Origin of the sequence: Streptomyces sp. SID5785, from assembly GCF_009870065.1 — a bacterium.
Taxonomy (GTDB): Bacteria; Actinomycetota; Actinomycetes; order Streptomycetales; family Streptomycetaceae; genus Streptomyces.
Genome location: NZ_WWIA01000953.1, coordinates 1 through 13,749 on the forward strand (window position 1 = coordinate 1; position 13,749 = coordinate 13,749).

At 71.9% G+C, this 13,749-nt stretch carries 9 protein-coding genes and 2 pseudogenes; 5 read left to right on the top strand and 6 right to left on the bottom strand.

Going from position 1 to position 13,749, the window contains the following annotated elements:
* The 5 genes and pseudogenes from GTW43_RS30930 to GTW43_RS30950 all read right to left on the bottom strand — a co-directional run.
* Positions 1 to 361 (bottom strand): annotated as a pseudogene (locus GTW43_RS30930) (AraC family transcriptional regulator); the annotation flags it as partial.
* Between the two features lie 33 nt (positions 362 to 394).
* The gene (locus GTW43_RS30935; protein WP_161305293.1) at positions 395 to 1,057 is read right to left on the bottom strand and encodes a response regulator transcription factor; all 663 of its coding nucleotides are present in this window, start codon (positions 1,055 to 1,057) and stop codon (positions 395 to 397) included.
* Positions 1,047 to 2,273 (bottom strand): sensor histidine kinase, encoded by a 1,227-nt coding sequence (locus GTW43_RS30940; protein ID WP_237536904.1) that lies wholly within the window; start codon positions 2,271 to 2,273, stop codon positions 1,047 to 1,049. Before GTW43_RS30940 ends, GTW43_RS30935 begins: the two co-directional genes overlap by 11 nt.
* A 140-nt stretch (positions 2,274 to 2,413) precedes the next feature.
* Positions 2,414 to 3,202, bottom strand: a complete 789-nt coding sequence (locus tag GTW43_RS30945) for an ABC transporter permease (RefSeq protein ID WP_161305295.1) — start codon at positions 3,200 to 3,202, stop codon at positions 2,414 to 2,416.
* Positions 3,199 to 4,119, bottom strand: coding sequence for an ABC transporter ATP-binding protein (locus tag GTW43_RS30950; RefSeq protein WP_161305296.1), 921 nt, complete (start codon positions 4,117 to 4,119; stop codon positions 3,199 to 3,201). The genes GTW43_RS30945 and GTW43_RS30950 overlap by 4 nt, the downstream gene beginning before the upstream one ends.
* Positions 4,120 to 4,273: 154 nt before the next feature.
* Here GTW43_RS30950 and GTW43_RS30955 point away from each other — a divergent pair, with 154 nt between their 5' ends.
* Together GTW43_RS30955 and GTW43_RS30960 are read left to right on the top strand one after the other, a co-directional pair.
* Complete coding sequence (locus GTW43_RS30955; protein WP_161305297.1) at positions 4,274 to 6,091, top strand: ABC transporter ATP-binding protein; 1,818 nt, start codon at positions 4,274 to 4,276, stop codon at positions 6,089 to 6,091.
* Complete coding sequence (locus GTW43_RS30960; protein ID WP_161305298.1) at positions 6,088 to 7,995, top strand: ABC transporter ATP-binding protein; 1,908 nt, start codon at positions 6,088 to 6,090, stop codon at positions 7,993 to 7,995. The genes GTW43_RS30955 and GTW43_RS30960 overlap by 4 nt, the downstream gene beginning before the upstream one ends.
* 59 nt (positions 7,996 to 8,054) lie before the next feature.
* Here the strand turns inward: GTW43_RS30960 and GTW43_RS30965 are convergent, their stop codons facing one another.
* Positions 8,055 to 9,278 carry an RNA-guided endonuclease TnpB family protein gene (locus GTW43_RS30965; protein ID WP_161305299.1) on the bottom strand — a complete coding sequence of 408 codons (1,224 nt, stop codon included), beginning with the start codon at positions 9,276 to 9,278 and terminating at the stop codon, positions 8,055 to 8,057.
* A gap of 25 nt (positions 9,279 to 9,303) precedes the next feature.
* On the opposite strand from GTW43_RS30965, the pseudogene tnpA reads away from it, so the two are divergent.
* The 3 genes and pseudogenes from tnpA to GTW43_RS30980 all read left to right on the top strand — a co-directional run.
* A pseudogene (gene tnpA / locus GTW43_RS30970) lies at positions 9,304 to 9,687 on the top strand (IS200/IS605 family transposase); the annotation flags it as partial.
* Between the two features lie 434 nt (positions 9,688 to 10,121).
* The gene (locus GTW43_RS30975; RefSeq protein ID WP_161305300.1) at positions 10,122 to 12,248 is read left to right on the top strand and encodes a M4 family metallopeptidase; all 2,127 of its coding nucleotides are present in this window, start codon (positions 10,122 to 10,124) and stop codon (positions 12,246 to 12,248) included.
* 260 nt (positions 12,249 to 12,508) lie between these two features.
* Positions 12,509 to 13,749: M4 family metallopeptidase (locus tag GTW43_RS30980; RefSeq protein WP_161305301.1), on the top strand; the 1,241-nt coding region annotated here is incomplete at its 3' end.

The window sequence follows — 13,749 nt, forward strand, 5'->3', positions numbered from 1 at the left end:
CGTGGGTGACGGTCCGCCCGGACAGCTCGGCGGCGGGGACGCCGAGCAGGGCGCGGGCGGCGAGCGGATGCACGGCCAGCTGGATGCCGGCCTCGTGCGCGGGCTGGGCGATGAAGGCGGGGCTGCGGTGCAGGCCGCCCACGACGATGTCGGCGCGGACGGCGTCGGGCCCGGTAGCCTGCTCGGGGGTGCTGCCGGTGACGACGGGCCCGTCGAGGGAGAAGATCACCGTGAGGTACGGGGAGGGCAGCCCGCGGTGGAGCGCGGGGCGCTGCCCTTCGCTGCGGTAGCCGACCGCCGAGACGATCGCACCGCCGGGCCGCGGCGTCGCGTGGACGAACTCCTGGGAGCCGCTGCTCATGTCTCCAGTATGCGGACGACGCGTCCGCGGTGGCTAACCCAGGATCTTGCGGTCGTAGGCGACGGCGACGGCCGCCGCGCGGTCCTTGACGCCGAGCTTGGCGTAGATGTGGGTGAGATGGGTCTTCACGGTGGCCTCGCTGATGAAGAGCTCGCGGGCGATCTCCTTGTTGGCGGTGCCCTTGGACACGAGCAGGAGGACCTCGCGCTCGCGGGCGGAGAGCGTCTCGTCGACGGGCGCCGCGGGCGTGCGGACCGCGGTGACCAGGCGGGACGCGACCGCGGGCGACAGGACGGTGCGGCCTTCGGCGGCGGCCCGCACCGCGGTGAACAGTTCCTCGCGCGGGGCGTCCTTCAGCAGGTAGCCGGTGGCGCCTGCCTCGATCGCGGGGAGCGTGTCGGAGTCGGTGTCGTACGTGGTCAGGACGAGGACCCGGGCGCGGGCGCCGCGCCGGGCGAGCTCCTTGATGGCGTCGACACCGCCGCCGCCGGGCATCCGCAGGTCCATGAGCACGACGTCGGGGTCGAGCGCGGCGGCGCGGTCCACCGCCTCGACGCCGTCGGCCGCCTCGCCGAGGACGGTGAAGCCGGGCGCGGACTCGAACATGCCGCGCAGACCGTTCCGCACGACGGGATGGTCGTCGACGATGAGCAGGCTGATCGGGGCGTCGCCGGCCCCGGTGGCGTCACTGGTCATGGGGCACCAAAGGTACGCGAGCGGAGATCGCCGTGCCGCCGCCCGGCTCGGACTCGATGGTGACGGCCCCGGCGAGGCGTTCGGCGCGGGCCCGCATGCCGTCGAGGCCGAAGCCGCCGGCGCCGGTGCGGGCCGTGCGGTGGGACACGGTGAGCGGGTCGAATCCGCGGCCGTCGTCGCGCACGTCGAGCATGACCTCGCCGGCCATGAAGGAGAGGGTGACGCCGACCCGGTCGGCGTGGGCGTGCCGCGCCGCGTTGGACAGCGCCTCCTCGGTGATGCGCAGCAGGGTCGCCTCGATCTCCTCGTGCAGGGGCTGGGCGGTGCCGGTGAGCGTGAACCCGGCGCGGACACCGGTGCGGGCGCCCCAGTCGCCGACGGTCTTCTTCAGCGCCTCGGCGAGGGTGGCGTCGGCGAGGGCGGCGGGGGCCAGGTTGTGGACGGAGCGGCGGGCCTCACCGAGGCTGTGCCGGGCCAGGTCGCTGGCGCGGTCGAGGTGCTCGCGGGCCATGGTGAGGGTCGGGGCGCCGGACACGACCTGGAGCTGGGCGATGATCCCGGTCAGGCCCTGGGCGATGGTGTCGTGGATCTCGGCCGCGAGCCTGCGGCGCTCGTCGGCGACGCCCGCCTCGCGGGCCTGGAGCAGGAGCTGCGCGTGGAGCTGGGCGTTCTCGTCGAGGGCGGCCTGGAGGGCCTTGTTGGTGCGTTCCAGCTCGGTGATGCTGCGGGCCTGCTCCCGGGAGCGCTCCGCCTCCTTCTCCTGGAGGTGACCGGTCGCGACCACGAAGATCATGTTGGCCACGACGAGGGCACCGAAGACGCTCCAGCCGAGCGATCCGCCCGGCGGAAAGCCGCCGGCCTGGGCACCGGCGACGATGACGACCGAGGCGAGGAGCCCGACCCGGACGAGTCTGCGGGGCAGCAGCAGGTCGGCGTCGAAGTAGCCGGCGGCGGCGAAGAACGCGAAGAACGGGTTGGCGAGCGCGGCGACGAAGGTGGCCGCCCAGCGCAGCACGTACGCGACGGCGGTCGCCGGGCGGGGTCCGGGGCGGGCGCGCCGGTTGTGCCCGATCCACACCTGCACGACCAACGCGAAGGCGGACAGCGGCAGGACGACGAGCCAGTCGAGCCGGTCCATGCCGATCACCTCGGAGGTGGCGGCGGACAGGACCAGGCTGACGGCGAGGGTGACGTAGGGGCCGTAGCGGTGGATCATCTGCCAGGAGTCGCCGAAGGTGCCGTCGGGGCCTTCGGTGGCCCGCGGCCGGCCCGCGCAGCCGACGGTCACCGGCTCGTCGTCGTGCTGGGGTGCTTCGGACATGGTCACAGTGTGCAGGGACGCCGGGCCGCTCACGGTCACTCCCAGCGGAACCAGCGGGCCGCCGCGGCGGACAGCCCGACCGCCCAGGCCGCCACCACGAGGAGGTGGACGGTGCCGGGCCAGTGCCCCGCAGCCGCCTGGTTGAGGGCCTGCGCGGCCGCGCCGAACGGGGTGACCTCGACGATGCGGGCCAGCGCGTCCGGCATCGACTGCACGGGCAGCCAGACGCCCGCGGTGAACATGGACGGGAAGAAGACGACCGTGCCGATGGCGGAGGCGATCTTCGTGGTGCCCGCGCGGGCGCAGACCACGGCGCCGAGGGCGAGGGCGACGACGACGGCGAGGGCCAGGGCGATCAGGTAGCCGCCCAGCTGGCGCGGCAGCGCGACGTCGAAGGCGAGGCGGCCGATGCCGAGGCAGAGCGCGGCGGAGACGAGGACGGCCACGCCGTGCAGGCTCATCTGGGCGCCGAGCAGCGCGGACGGCCGGACGGGGGTCGTGGACATGCGGCGCAGGATGCCGCGCTCGCGGTAGCCGGTGATGATCGGCGGCATGGACTGCAGGCCGCCCGCGATCATGCCGAGCAGCACGGTGACGGGCACGTACGCGTCGACGAGCCGGAGGCCTCCGAGGCCGTCGTCGGCCTCCCGGAAGGCGGGGATCGAGCCGAGGATCACGAGCAGGACGACGGGGAAGAGCAGGATGCCGGCGAGGCTGCCGGGCTCGCGCAGGAAGAGGCGGAACTCGGCGGCGAGGACGGCCCGGCGGGCACTGCGCGGGGTGACCGCGGAGGGGGCGGCGGTGGGTGCGGTGGCGGTGGTCATGACTGGCCGGCTCCCGTGAGGTCGAGGAACGCGTCGTCCAACGTGGCGTCGGCGACCCGCAGCTGGTGGGCGGTGATGTGGTGCCGGGCGAGCAGCGTGAGGAGCGCGTCGACGGTCTCCTCGCCGCCCGTCAGCGTGAACCGGCCGTCCTTCTCCGCCACGGAGGCGAGCGCGGGCAGGGCCGCGAGCTCGGCCTGCGGCAGCGGGGCGGACGGGGTGAAGGAGATGACCGTGGCGCCCGCCGCCTGCCGGATGAGGCCCTCCGGGGTGTCGAGCGCGGCGACCTTCCCCTGGTCGATGACCGCGATGCGGTCGCAGAGGCGCTGTGCCTCCTCCATGAAGTGGGTGACGAGCAGCACGGTGACGCCGCTGTCGCGGACGTCCTCGATGAGCTGCCAGGTGTCGCGGCGCGAGCGCGGGTCGAGCCCGGTGGTGAGCTCGTCGAGGACGACGACGCGGGGGTTGCCGACGAGGGCGAGGGCGATGAACAGGCGCTGCTTCTGGCCACCGCTCAGCTTGGCGAAGCGGGTGGTCAGCTTGTCGTTCAGCCGCAGCCGTTCGGCGAGCGGGCCCCAGTCCAGCGGGTCGGGGTAGAAGGAGGCGTACAGCTCGAGCGCCTCGCGCACGGTGAGCTTGGCCTGGATCTCGCTCTCCTGGAGCTGGGCCCCGAGAATGCCGGTGACCTTCGCGTGGTCGCGCACGGGGTCGAGCCCCGCGACCCGGACCGAGCCCTCGTCGGCGGTACGCAGTCCCTCGACGCACTCGACGGTGGTGGTCTTCCCGGCGCCGTTCGGCCCGAGGATCCCGAAGATCTCCCCTTCCCGGACCCCGAACGAGACACCGTCCACGACGGCCCGTCCGGCGTACGTCTTGCGCAGCCCGGTGACCTCGATGAGTGGTGCACTGGTGATCGTCATGGCTTCAGCGTCCCGCGCGGACGCGGCTCCCGGTATCGGCCGACGCGCTCGAGACCCGCATCAGCCGATCGGTTGATGCGGGTACGACTCCGGGCGCCGCGGCAGCCGGAAACCCGGTGGGGATTGTCAGTGGCGATCCGTACGCTCGCTCCTGATGGCCACTTCACCTGCACCCACCACGGACCCTGCCCCGACGACCGACGGCGAACGGCGCTCGGCGGCACGGGCGTTGCTGCGCCTGTACCCGTACGTGCGTCCGGTGCGGGGCCGTTGGGCGGGCGCCGCCGTCGTGGCGGTGGTGGCCTCGTGTCTGGGGCTGGTCTTCCCGCTGGTGCTGAAGTGGATCGTGGACGGCCCGGTGGCCGACCGTGATCCGGGCGGGGTGTGGCTCGGGGCGGGGGTGCTGCTGGGTCTGGGGCTGCTCGAGGCGCTGCTGTTCGGGCTGCGGCGCTGGCTGGTGGCGCGTCCGCTGGCCGGGGTCGAGGCGGCGATGCGCGCCGATCTGTACCGGCACCTCCAGCGGCTGCCGGTGGCCTTCCACGACCGGTGGGCGTCGGGGCAGTTGCTGTCGCGGGCGACGACGGACCTGATGGTCGTCCGGATGTTCCTGGCCTTCCCCCTGACGTTCCTGATCGTCAACGGGGTGACGATCGTGGCGGGTCTCGCGCTGCTCGTCGTGCAGGACTGGGGTCTCGGTCTGGTGCTGCTCGCGCCGGCCGTTCCGCTGATCCTCGTGTGCTACCGGTTCGAGCACGGGTACGCGGCGGCGTCGCGGCGGGCGCAGGACCAGGTCGGCGATCTGACGACGGTCGTCGAGGAGTCGGTGCTCGGCATCCGCGTCATCAAGGGCTTCGGCCGGCACCGCAGCCAGGCCCGCGCCTTCCGCGAGCTGTCGCGGACGCTGCGCGGCACGGAGCTGGCCAAGGCGCGGCTGCTCGCCGGGATCCTCGGCGTCATCACGCTGCTGCCGGAGACGGCGCTGGGCGCGGCGCTGGTCATCGGCACGGTGCAGGTGGCGGACGGCGTCCTGTCGGCGGGCACGCTGGTGGCGTTCCTGTCCACGGCGCTCGCCCTGCGCTGGCCCATCGAGTCCATCGGCTTCCTGCTCGCGATGAGCCAGGAGGCGGCGACGGCGACGCGGCGCTTCTTCGAGGTGATGGACGAGCCGGAGGAGACCGGGCCCGAGGCGGTCGCACCGGCCCCGTCCGGCGGCGGGGACGGACTGCGCTTCGAAGGCGTCGAGTTCCGCTACCCGGACGCGGGCCCCGGTTCGGTGCCGACGCTGCGGCAGGTCGACCTGCACATCAGATCGGGCGAGACGATGGCGCTCGTCGGGGCGACGGGCAGCGGCAAGACGACGCTGACCGCGCTCGTGCCGCGGCTCCACGACGTGACGGCGGGGCGGATCACGCTGGACGGGCGGGACGTCGCGGCCATGCCGCGCGAGGAGCTGCGCACGCTGGTGTCGATGGCGTTCGAGGAGCCGACCCTGTTCTCGGCGTCCGTCGCGGAGAACGTGCGGATGGGCGCGCCCGGCGCCGGGGACGCGGAGCTGGAGCGGGCGCTCGGGGTCGCGCAGGCGGACTTCGTGGGGCGGCTGCCGGACGGCGCGGCGACGCAGGTGGGCGAGCAGGGGCTGAGCCTGTCGGGCGGTCAGCGCCAGCGGCTCGCGCTGGCCCGCTCGGTGGTGGGCGCCCCGCGCTTCCTGATCCTGGACGACCCGCTGTCCGCGCTCGACGTCCACACCGAGGCGGCGGTGGAGGCGGCGCTGCGCCGGGTGCTCGCCGACAGCACGGCGCTCGTGGTGGCGCACCGCCCGTCCACGGTGCTGCTCGCGGACCGGGTGGCGCTCCTTTCGGAGGGCCGCGTCACGGCGGTGGGCACCCATCACGAACTGCTGCGCACGCACGCGGAGTACCGGCATCTGATGGCGGGGGACGAAGCGGCCCCCGGAGAGGCGGCGCAGGGATGACGACCACGACGGGCACCCCGGTCGAGGCCACCGGCCCGGACGAGGAGCCGCACCCGCAGGAGGCGCCCCGGGGGGCCGGGGCGCCGCGCCCGGGCGACCCGTTCGACCAGGACGACCTGCCCACGAGTCCGGGGGCGACGGGCGCGCTGCTGCGCTCGCTGCTGGCGCCGCACCGGCGCGGGGTCTGGCTCACGGTGGTCGCGCTGCTGTTGCAGCAGGGCGCCGTGCAGTCGGGCCCGCTGCTCGTGGCGTACGCGATCGACAGCGCGGTGCCGGCGTTCCGGGACCACGCGTACGGGCCGCTGGTCGCGGTGGGCATCGGCTTCCTGCTCACCGCGTGCCTGTCGGCCGTGTTCCAGTACGCCTACATCCGGTTGTCGGCCCGGGTCAGCCAGGACGTGCTGCTCGATCTGCGCGGCCGGATCTTCCGGCAGGCGCAGGCGCTCAGCGTCGACTTCCACGACCGGTACACGTCGGGCCGGGTGATCTCGCGGGCCACGACCGACGTCGAGTCGCTGCGCGAGCTGCTGAGCGAGGGCCTGCAGGAGCTGGTCAACGTCATCCTGGCCTCGCTGTACATCACGGTGATGCTGCTGTGGCTGGATCTCGGGATCGGGTCGGTCGCGGCGGCGTCCTTCGTGCCGCTGTACGTGCTGATCCGGCTGTACCGGCAGCGGGCGGCGCGCGCGTACGAGGAGCGGTCCTCGGCGATCGCGGCGGTGATCGTGAAGTTCGTCGAGACGATGAACGGGATCCGGCCGGTGCGCGCCTTCCGCCGCGAGCAGGCCAACGACGCGGACTTCGGGCGGCTCAACCACCGGCACGAGCGGTCCAACGGCACGGCGATGCTGGAGATGGCCCGCTACGTCGTGGGCTCCCGCGTCCTCGCGAACACGGCGGTGGCGGGCATGGTGCTGTGGGGCGCGTACCGGGTGGCCGGGGGCACGCTCGCGCTCGGGGTGCTGGCGGCGGCGGTGCTGTTCGTCCGGCGGCTGTACGACCCGATCGACCGGCTGGCGATGTTCCTGAACGCGTACGAGTCGGCGGCGGCCTCGCTGAAGAAGATCGCGGGCCTGCTGGAGCAGGTGCCGTCGGTGCCCGAGCCTGCGCAGCCGCGCGAGCTGCCGGAGCGCACGGCGGCGGTCCGGGACCCGGGCGGGGAACTGCCGGGCCGGGACGTCGAGTTCAGGGACGTCTCGTTCGGCTACCGGACCGGCGGCGAGGTGCTGCCACGCTTCGACCTGCGGCTGCCGGCCGGGCAGACGGTCGCGGTGGTCGGCTCCACGGGCGCCGGCAAGTCGACGCTCGCGAAGCTCCTCGCCCGCTTCTACGACCCCTCGCACGGGCAGGTGCTGCTCGACGGGGTCGACCTGCGGGAGCTGTCCACGGCGGCGCTGCGGCGCGGGGTGGTCATGGTGACGCAGGAGGCGTTCCTGTTCTCGGGGACGGTCGCGGAGAACATCGCGATCGGCCGCCCGGAGTCGAGCCGCGAGGAGATCGAGCGGGCGGCGAAGGCGATCGGCGCGCACGACTTCATCGCCGCGCTGCCGGACGGGTACGACACGGACGTGCGCAAGCGCGGCGGGCGGATCTCGGCGGGCCAGCGCCAGTTGGTGGCGTTCGCGCGGGCGCTGCTCGCGGACCCGGCGGTGCTGATCCTCGACGAGGCGACGAGCTCGCTGGACATCCCCGGGGAGCGGGCGGTGCAGCGCGCGATGCGGACGGTGCTGCACGGCCGTACGGCGGTGGTGATCGCACACCGCCTGTCCACGGTGGAGATCGCGGACCGGGTCCTGGTGATGGAGCACGGCGCGATCGTGGAGGACGGTGCGCCGGCCGAACTGATCGACGGTTCGGGTGTGTTCGCGGAGCTGCACCGCGCCTGGCGGGACAGCGTGGATTGACATGCTCCTCGCCCTGGAGGGCGAGGATTCTGGCCTTCCCTGGCCGGACACCGTGCACGCTATGCGGCACGGTGTCGGGTCGGGAGTCCGTGGCTTCCTGTTTCTTCGCGCTGTGCCAGAACGGGTTCTGGGCTTACCGGCGCTCCGCAGGCCGATACCGCCAGTCCGGCGGCCTGTCTGATGTTGAGTGCGGCGTTGGTGTCCCGGTCGTGGCGGGTGTCGCAGGCGGCACAGGTCCATCCCCGCACGTTCAGGGGTTTGGGTCCGTCCTTGGTGCCGCAGATGGAGCAGACCTGACTCGTCGGCTCGAACCGACCGATGGTGATCAGGGTGCGGCCGTACCGCTCGGCCTTGTAAATCAGCATGTTGATGAACTGTGCCCATCCGGCGTCATGCACGGATTTGGCCAGCCTGGTGCGTGCCAGCGCCTTCACCGCCAGGTCCTCCACCGCGATCCCTTGGTTCTCGGAGATCAGCTTCGTGGAGAGCTGGTGGTGGAACTCACGGCGCGCGTCGGCGACCTTCGCATGGGCGCGGGCGACCTTGAGGCGGGCCTCGGCCCGGTTCTTCGATCCCTTCTGCTTGCGGGACAGCTCGCGCTGGGCCTTCTTCAGCTTCTTCTCCGCCCGGCGCAGGAACCGCGGGGAGTCGATCTTCGTGCCGTCGGACAGGACCGCGAAGTGGGTCAGGCCCAGGTCGATGCCGATGGTGGTCTCGGTCTCGGGCATCCGGGCGGCGTCGGCAGCGGGGTCGGTGTCGATCACGAACGAGGCGAAGAACCGTCCCGCCGCGTCCTTGACCACGGTGACCGACGACGGGGTGGCGGGCAGAGCGCGGGACCATCTCACTTTCACCGCGCCGATCTTCGGCAGGTTCAGCCGGCCACTGCCGGTGATGTTCCAGCGGGCGTTGGCGGTGAACCGGATCGACTGCCGGTGATCCTTGCGGGACTTGAAGCGGGGCGCTCCCAGTCTCGGGCCCCTTCGGGTGCCGCCCAGGGAGGCGAAGAAGTTGCGGTAGGCCCTCTCGGCGTCGCGCAGGGACTGCTGGAGCACCACGGCGGAGACCTCACCCAGCCAAGAGCGTTCCGGGGTGATCTTGGCCTGGGTGACCAGTTTCTTCGACAGGTCAGCGGCCGTCGGGAACGGCTGCCCGGCCGCCCTGGCGTCCTCGCGGGCGCGGACCGCATCGTTGAACACGACGCGGGCGCACCCGAACGCCCGCGCCAACGCGGCCTGCTGGACGGCGTTCGGGTACAGGCGGAACCGGTACCGAAGCTGCATGACGACCACGGTACATACGTGGGTTATGGGTGGGTTGCAGAAGATCAGAACTGGTCGGCACTGCACATCCGCGATGCGCGTCCACCGGGTCTTCGTGACCAAGGTCCGGCACAGGGTGTTCACCGATGCCCACCTGCGGCGCATGGAGGAAATCATGCGGTCGGTGTGTGGGGACCTCGAGTGCGAGCTGGTGGAGGTCAACGGCGAGGACAACCACGTCCACTTGCTGGTGAACTTTCCGCCCAAGGTCGCCGTCACCAAACTGGTCGACTCCCTCAAGGGCGCCTCCCCCCGCCGCCTGCGCCAGGAGTTTCCCGACCTGGTGCGTCACTATTGGCTGGCCAACAGGCTCTGGTCCGGCTCCTACTTCGGCGGAACCGTCGGCGGCGCCCCGCTATCCGTGAATAGATCCCAGTGGCCGCGGGACCCGAGAAGGCGCCGACCGGGGCATGATTCAAGCCACCCCGGCGACTTCAGGCCCGCGCTCCTCCTGAGTCACCGGCGTCCCGCCATGCGGGCCGAACGGCCGGTCCCGCGGGCCGCCGAGCGCCGGCGTCCGCGGCGTTCGGCCTGGTGGGCGCGGTGGGGCGGGACCGCGACCCGGCCGGGATCCACGCCGGATATCGAACATGACCACCCGCGCACCGAACCATTTCCGGCCAACCTCTTGATGCGCTCCTGACAGACAACGCTCTCTGCTGCCACTCTTCCGAACGTCCGTCGCACAGCTGTCCCACAGTTCCTCGGCGACGGGCCACCGCACGACTCGCACCGCCTGTACCGCCTGCACTGCGTTCTGCCCGGACGGCCACCCGCCGTCCGTTCCCCACTGGCCGCGCACCCATGCGGCCGCGCAGAAGGAGTCACGCGTTGAGAAGCACCTCCACCTCCCACAGACGGACCTCCGCCCGCCGCCGCGCCACCGCCGCGGCAGCCGTGGGTGCCGTCTCCGCCCTGCTCGCCGTCGCCTTCCAGTCGGGGCCGGCCACCGCGGCCGACACGCAGGGCAGCAGCCCCGCGGCCGCACGGATCACGACGGACATGGCCCGCGGCGCCGACAAGGGCGCGCTGCCCGCCCGACTCACGCCCGCCGCGCGCGCCGAGCTGCTGCGCAAGGCCAACGCCGGCAAGGCCGCCACCGCCAAGGACCTGCGCCTCGGCGCCAAGGAGAAGCTCGTCGTCCGTGACGTGCTCCAGGACCGCGACGGCACCACGCACACCCGCTACGAGCGCACCTACGACGGGCTGCCCGTCCTCGGCGGCGACCTGGTCGTCGACACCGCGAAGTCCGGTGCCGGGCAGGGCGTGACCAAGGCGTCGAAGGCCCAGCTCAAGAGCGTGGACACGACGGCCGACGTGAAGCCCGCCGCAGCCGAGACGCAGGCGCTGAAGCTGGCGAAGGCGGACGGGTCGAAGCGGACCGAGGCCGACCGCGCGCCGCGCAAGGTCGTGTGGCTCGGCGAGGGCGCGGCCAAGGGGCAGCCCACGCTCGCGTACGAGACGGTGGTCGGCGGGCTCCAGGAGGACGGCACGCCCAACGAGCTGCACGTCATCACGGACGCGGCCTCCGGCAAGAAGCTGCACGAGTGGCAGGCGATCGAGAACGGCACGGGCAACACGCAGTACAGCGGCCAGGTCACGCTCGGCTCGTCGCAGTCCGGGTCGACGTACAACCTGACCGACACCGGCCGCGGCAACCACAAGACGTACAACCTGAACCACGGCACGTCGGGCACCGGCACGCTCTACTCGGGCCCCGACGACGTCTGGGGCAACGGTTCGGCGTCCAACAGCGAGACGGCCGCCGCCGACGCCGCGTACGGCGCCGCCGAGACGTGGGACTACTACAAGAACGTGCAGGGACGCACCGGCATCCGCGGGGACGGGGTCGGCGCGTACAGCCGCGTGCACTACGGCAACAACTACGTCAACGCGTTCTGGGACGACAGCTGCTTCTGCATGACCTACGGGGACGGCTCGGGGAACGCCGCCCCGCTGACCTCGCTGGACGTGGCGGCGCACGAGATGACGCACGGCGTCACCTCCGCCACCGCGGGCCTCGTCTACAGCGGTGAGTCCGGCGGTCTGAACGAGGCGACCTCGGACATCATGGCCGCGGCCGTCGAGTTCTACTCGAACACCGCCGCCGACCCGGGCGACTACCTCGTCGGCGAGAAGATCGACATCAACGGCGACGGAACGCCGCTGCGTTACATGGACAAGCCGAGCAAGGACGGCGCGTCCAAGGACGCGTGGTACTCCGGTCTCGGCGGAATCGACGTGCACTACTCGTCGGGCCCGGCGAACCACTTCTTCTACCTCCTCAGCGAGGGCAGCGGAAAGAAGACCGTCAACGGCGTCGACTACGACTCACCGACCTCGGACGGTCTGCCGGTCACCGGGATCGGCCGCGACAAGGCCGCGCTGATCTGGTTCAAGGCGCTCACCACGAAGTTCACCTCGACCACCAACTACGCCTCGGCGCGCACCGGCACGCTCGCGGTGGCCGGTGAGCTGTACGGCACGACGTCCACCGAGTACAAGGCGGTGCAGGACGCGTGGGCCGGCATCAACGTCGGCGCCCGCTCGGACGGCGGCGGCGACCCCGACCCGGGCGACGGCAAGACCTTCACCAACGACACCGACGTCACGATCCCGGACTACCCGGGCGCGGCGGTCACCTCGTCCGTGACGGTCTCCGGCATCAGCGGCAAGGCGCCGTCCGCGCTCAAGGTCGGCGTCGACATCCGGCACACCTGGAGCGGTGACCTCCAGGTCGACCTGATCGGCCCGAGCGGCAAGGCCTACCGGCTGCACAGCTCCTCGTACGACCCGACGGAGAACATTCAGGCCACCTACTCGGTCAACGCCTCCACGGAGACGGCCAACGGCACCTGGAAGCTGCGCGTGCGCGACCTCGGCTACCAGGACACGGGGTACGTCAACAGCTTCAAGCTGACGTTCCCGTAGGCCCGTTGCGGCAGCCGCCGCAGCACCCCTCGCACGGGGCGCGTCGCACCGGAGGCCCGACTCCCCGGTGCGGCGCGCCCGTTCACGTTCACGGCCGGCGTTTTGCGTTCGCATTACGTACGTCAGTTTTCGCTCAACGAACGAATTCCGGCCAACCTGCGGTTGCGTACATGACATCTCCGGTTCTCAACTGCCACAGTTTTCCCGCAACTCCCGCACGGCAAAGCTCACCCCCCACATCCTCAAGAGGAGCTTTCTTCGTGACCTCCCACATATCGCGGCGTACCACTGTGTCCATCGCCACGGCCGTCGCCGCCGGCGCCCTGCTCGCCGGCGCGCTCTCCACCACCGGCGCCGCCGCCCAGCCCACCGCCTCCGACACCTCCGTCTCCGCGGCCACCCCACTGGCCCTGAGCGGCACGGCCCGCACGGCCCTCGTCAAGGACGCGAGCGCCCGGACGGCCACCGTGGCCAAGGAGCTGAAGCTCGACGCCAAGGAGAAGCTCGTCGTCCGTGACGTCGTCAAGGACCGCGACGGCACCACGCACACCCGCTACGAGCGCACCTACGACGGCCTGCCCGTCCTCGGCGGCGACCTGATCGTCCACGAGACGAAGGCCGGCAAGCGCGAGGGCGTCACCCGCGCCACGTCGAAGTCCATCGACGTCAAGACCTCCGGCGTCACCCTCAAGGGCGCCCCGGCCGGCGCCCGCAAGGTCGTCTGGGCCGCGACCGGCACCCCGCGGCTCGCCTACGAGAAGGTCGTGAAGTCCACCAAGAAGGACGGCACGCCGAGCAGGCTGCACGTCGTCACCGACGCGGCCACCGGCAAGAAGATCTTCCAGTACGACGACATCCGCACCGGTGCGGGCGAGTCCCAGTACAGCGGCAGCGTGGAGATCGGCACCAAGCAGGACGGCTCCTCGTACGCCCTGACCGACGACACCCGCGGCGGCCACTCCACGTACAACCTGGAGAACGGCGAGTCCGGCAAGGGCACGCTGTTCACGGACGACGACGACAAGTGGGGCGACGGCACGAACAACGACGCCGCCACCGCCGGTGTCGACGCCGCCTACGGCGCCCAGCTCACCTGGGACTACTACAAGAACGTGCACGGCCGCAGCGGCATCAACGGCGACGGCAAGGGCGCCTACTCCCGCGTCCACTACGGCGACTCGTACGTCAACGCCTTCTGGGACGACAGCTGCTTCTGCATGACCTACGGCGACGGCGAGGGCAACAAGGCGCCGCTCACCTCGATCGACGTGGCCGCGCACGAGATGAGCCACGGCGTCACCTCCGCCACCGCGGGCCTCGTCTACAGCGGTGAGTCCGGCGGCCTGAACGAGGCGACCTCCGACATCTTCGGCACGTCCGTCGAGTTCTACGCGGACAACCAGAAGGACGTCGGCGACTACCTCATCGGCGAGATGATCGACATCAACGGCGACGGTTCGCCGCTGCGTTACATGGACAAGCCGAGCAAGGACGGCGCGTC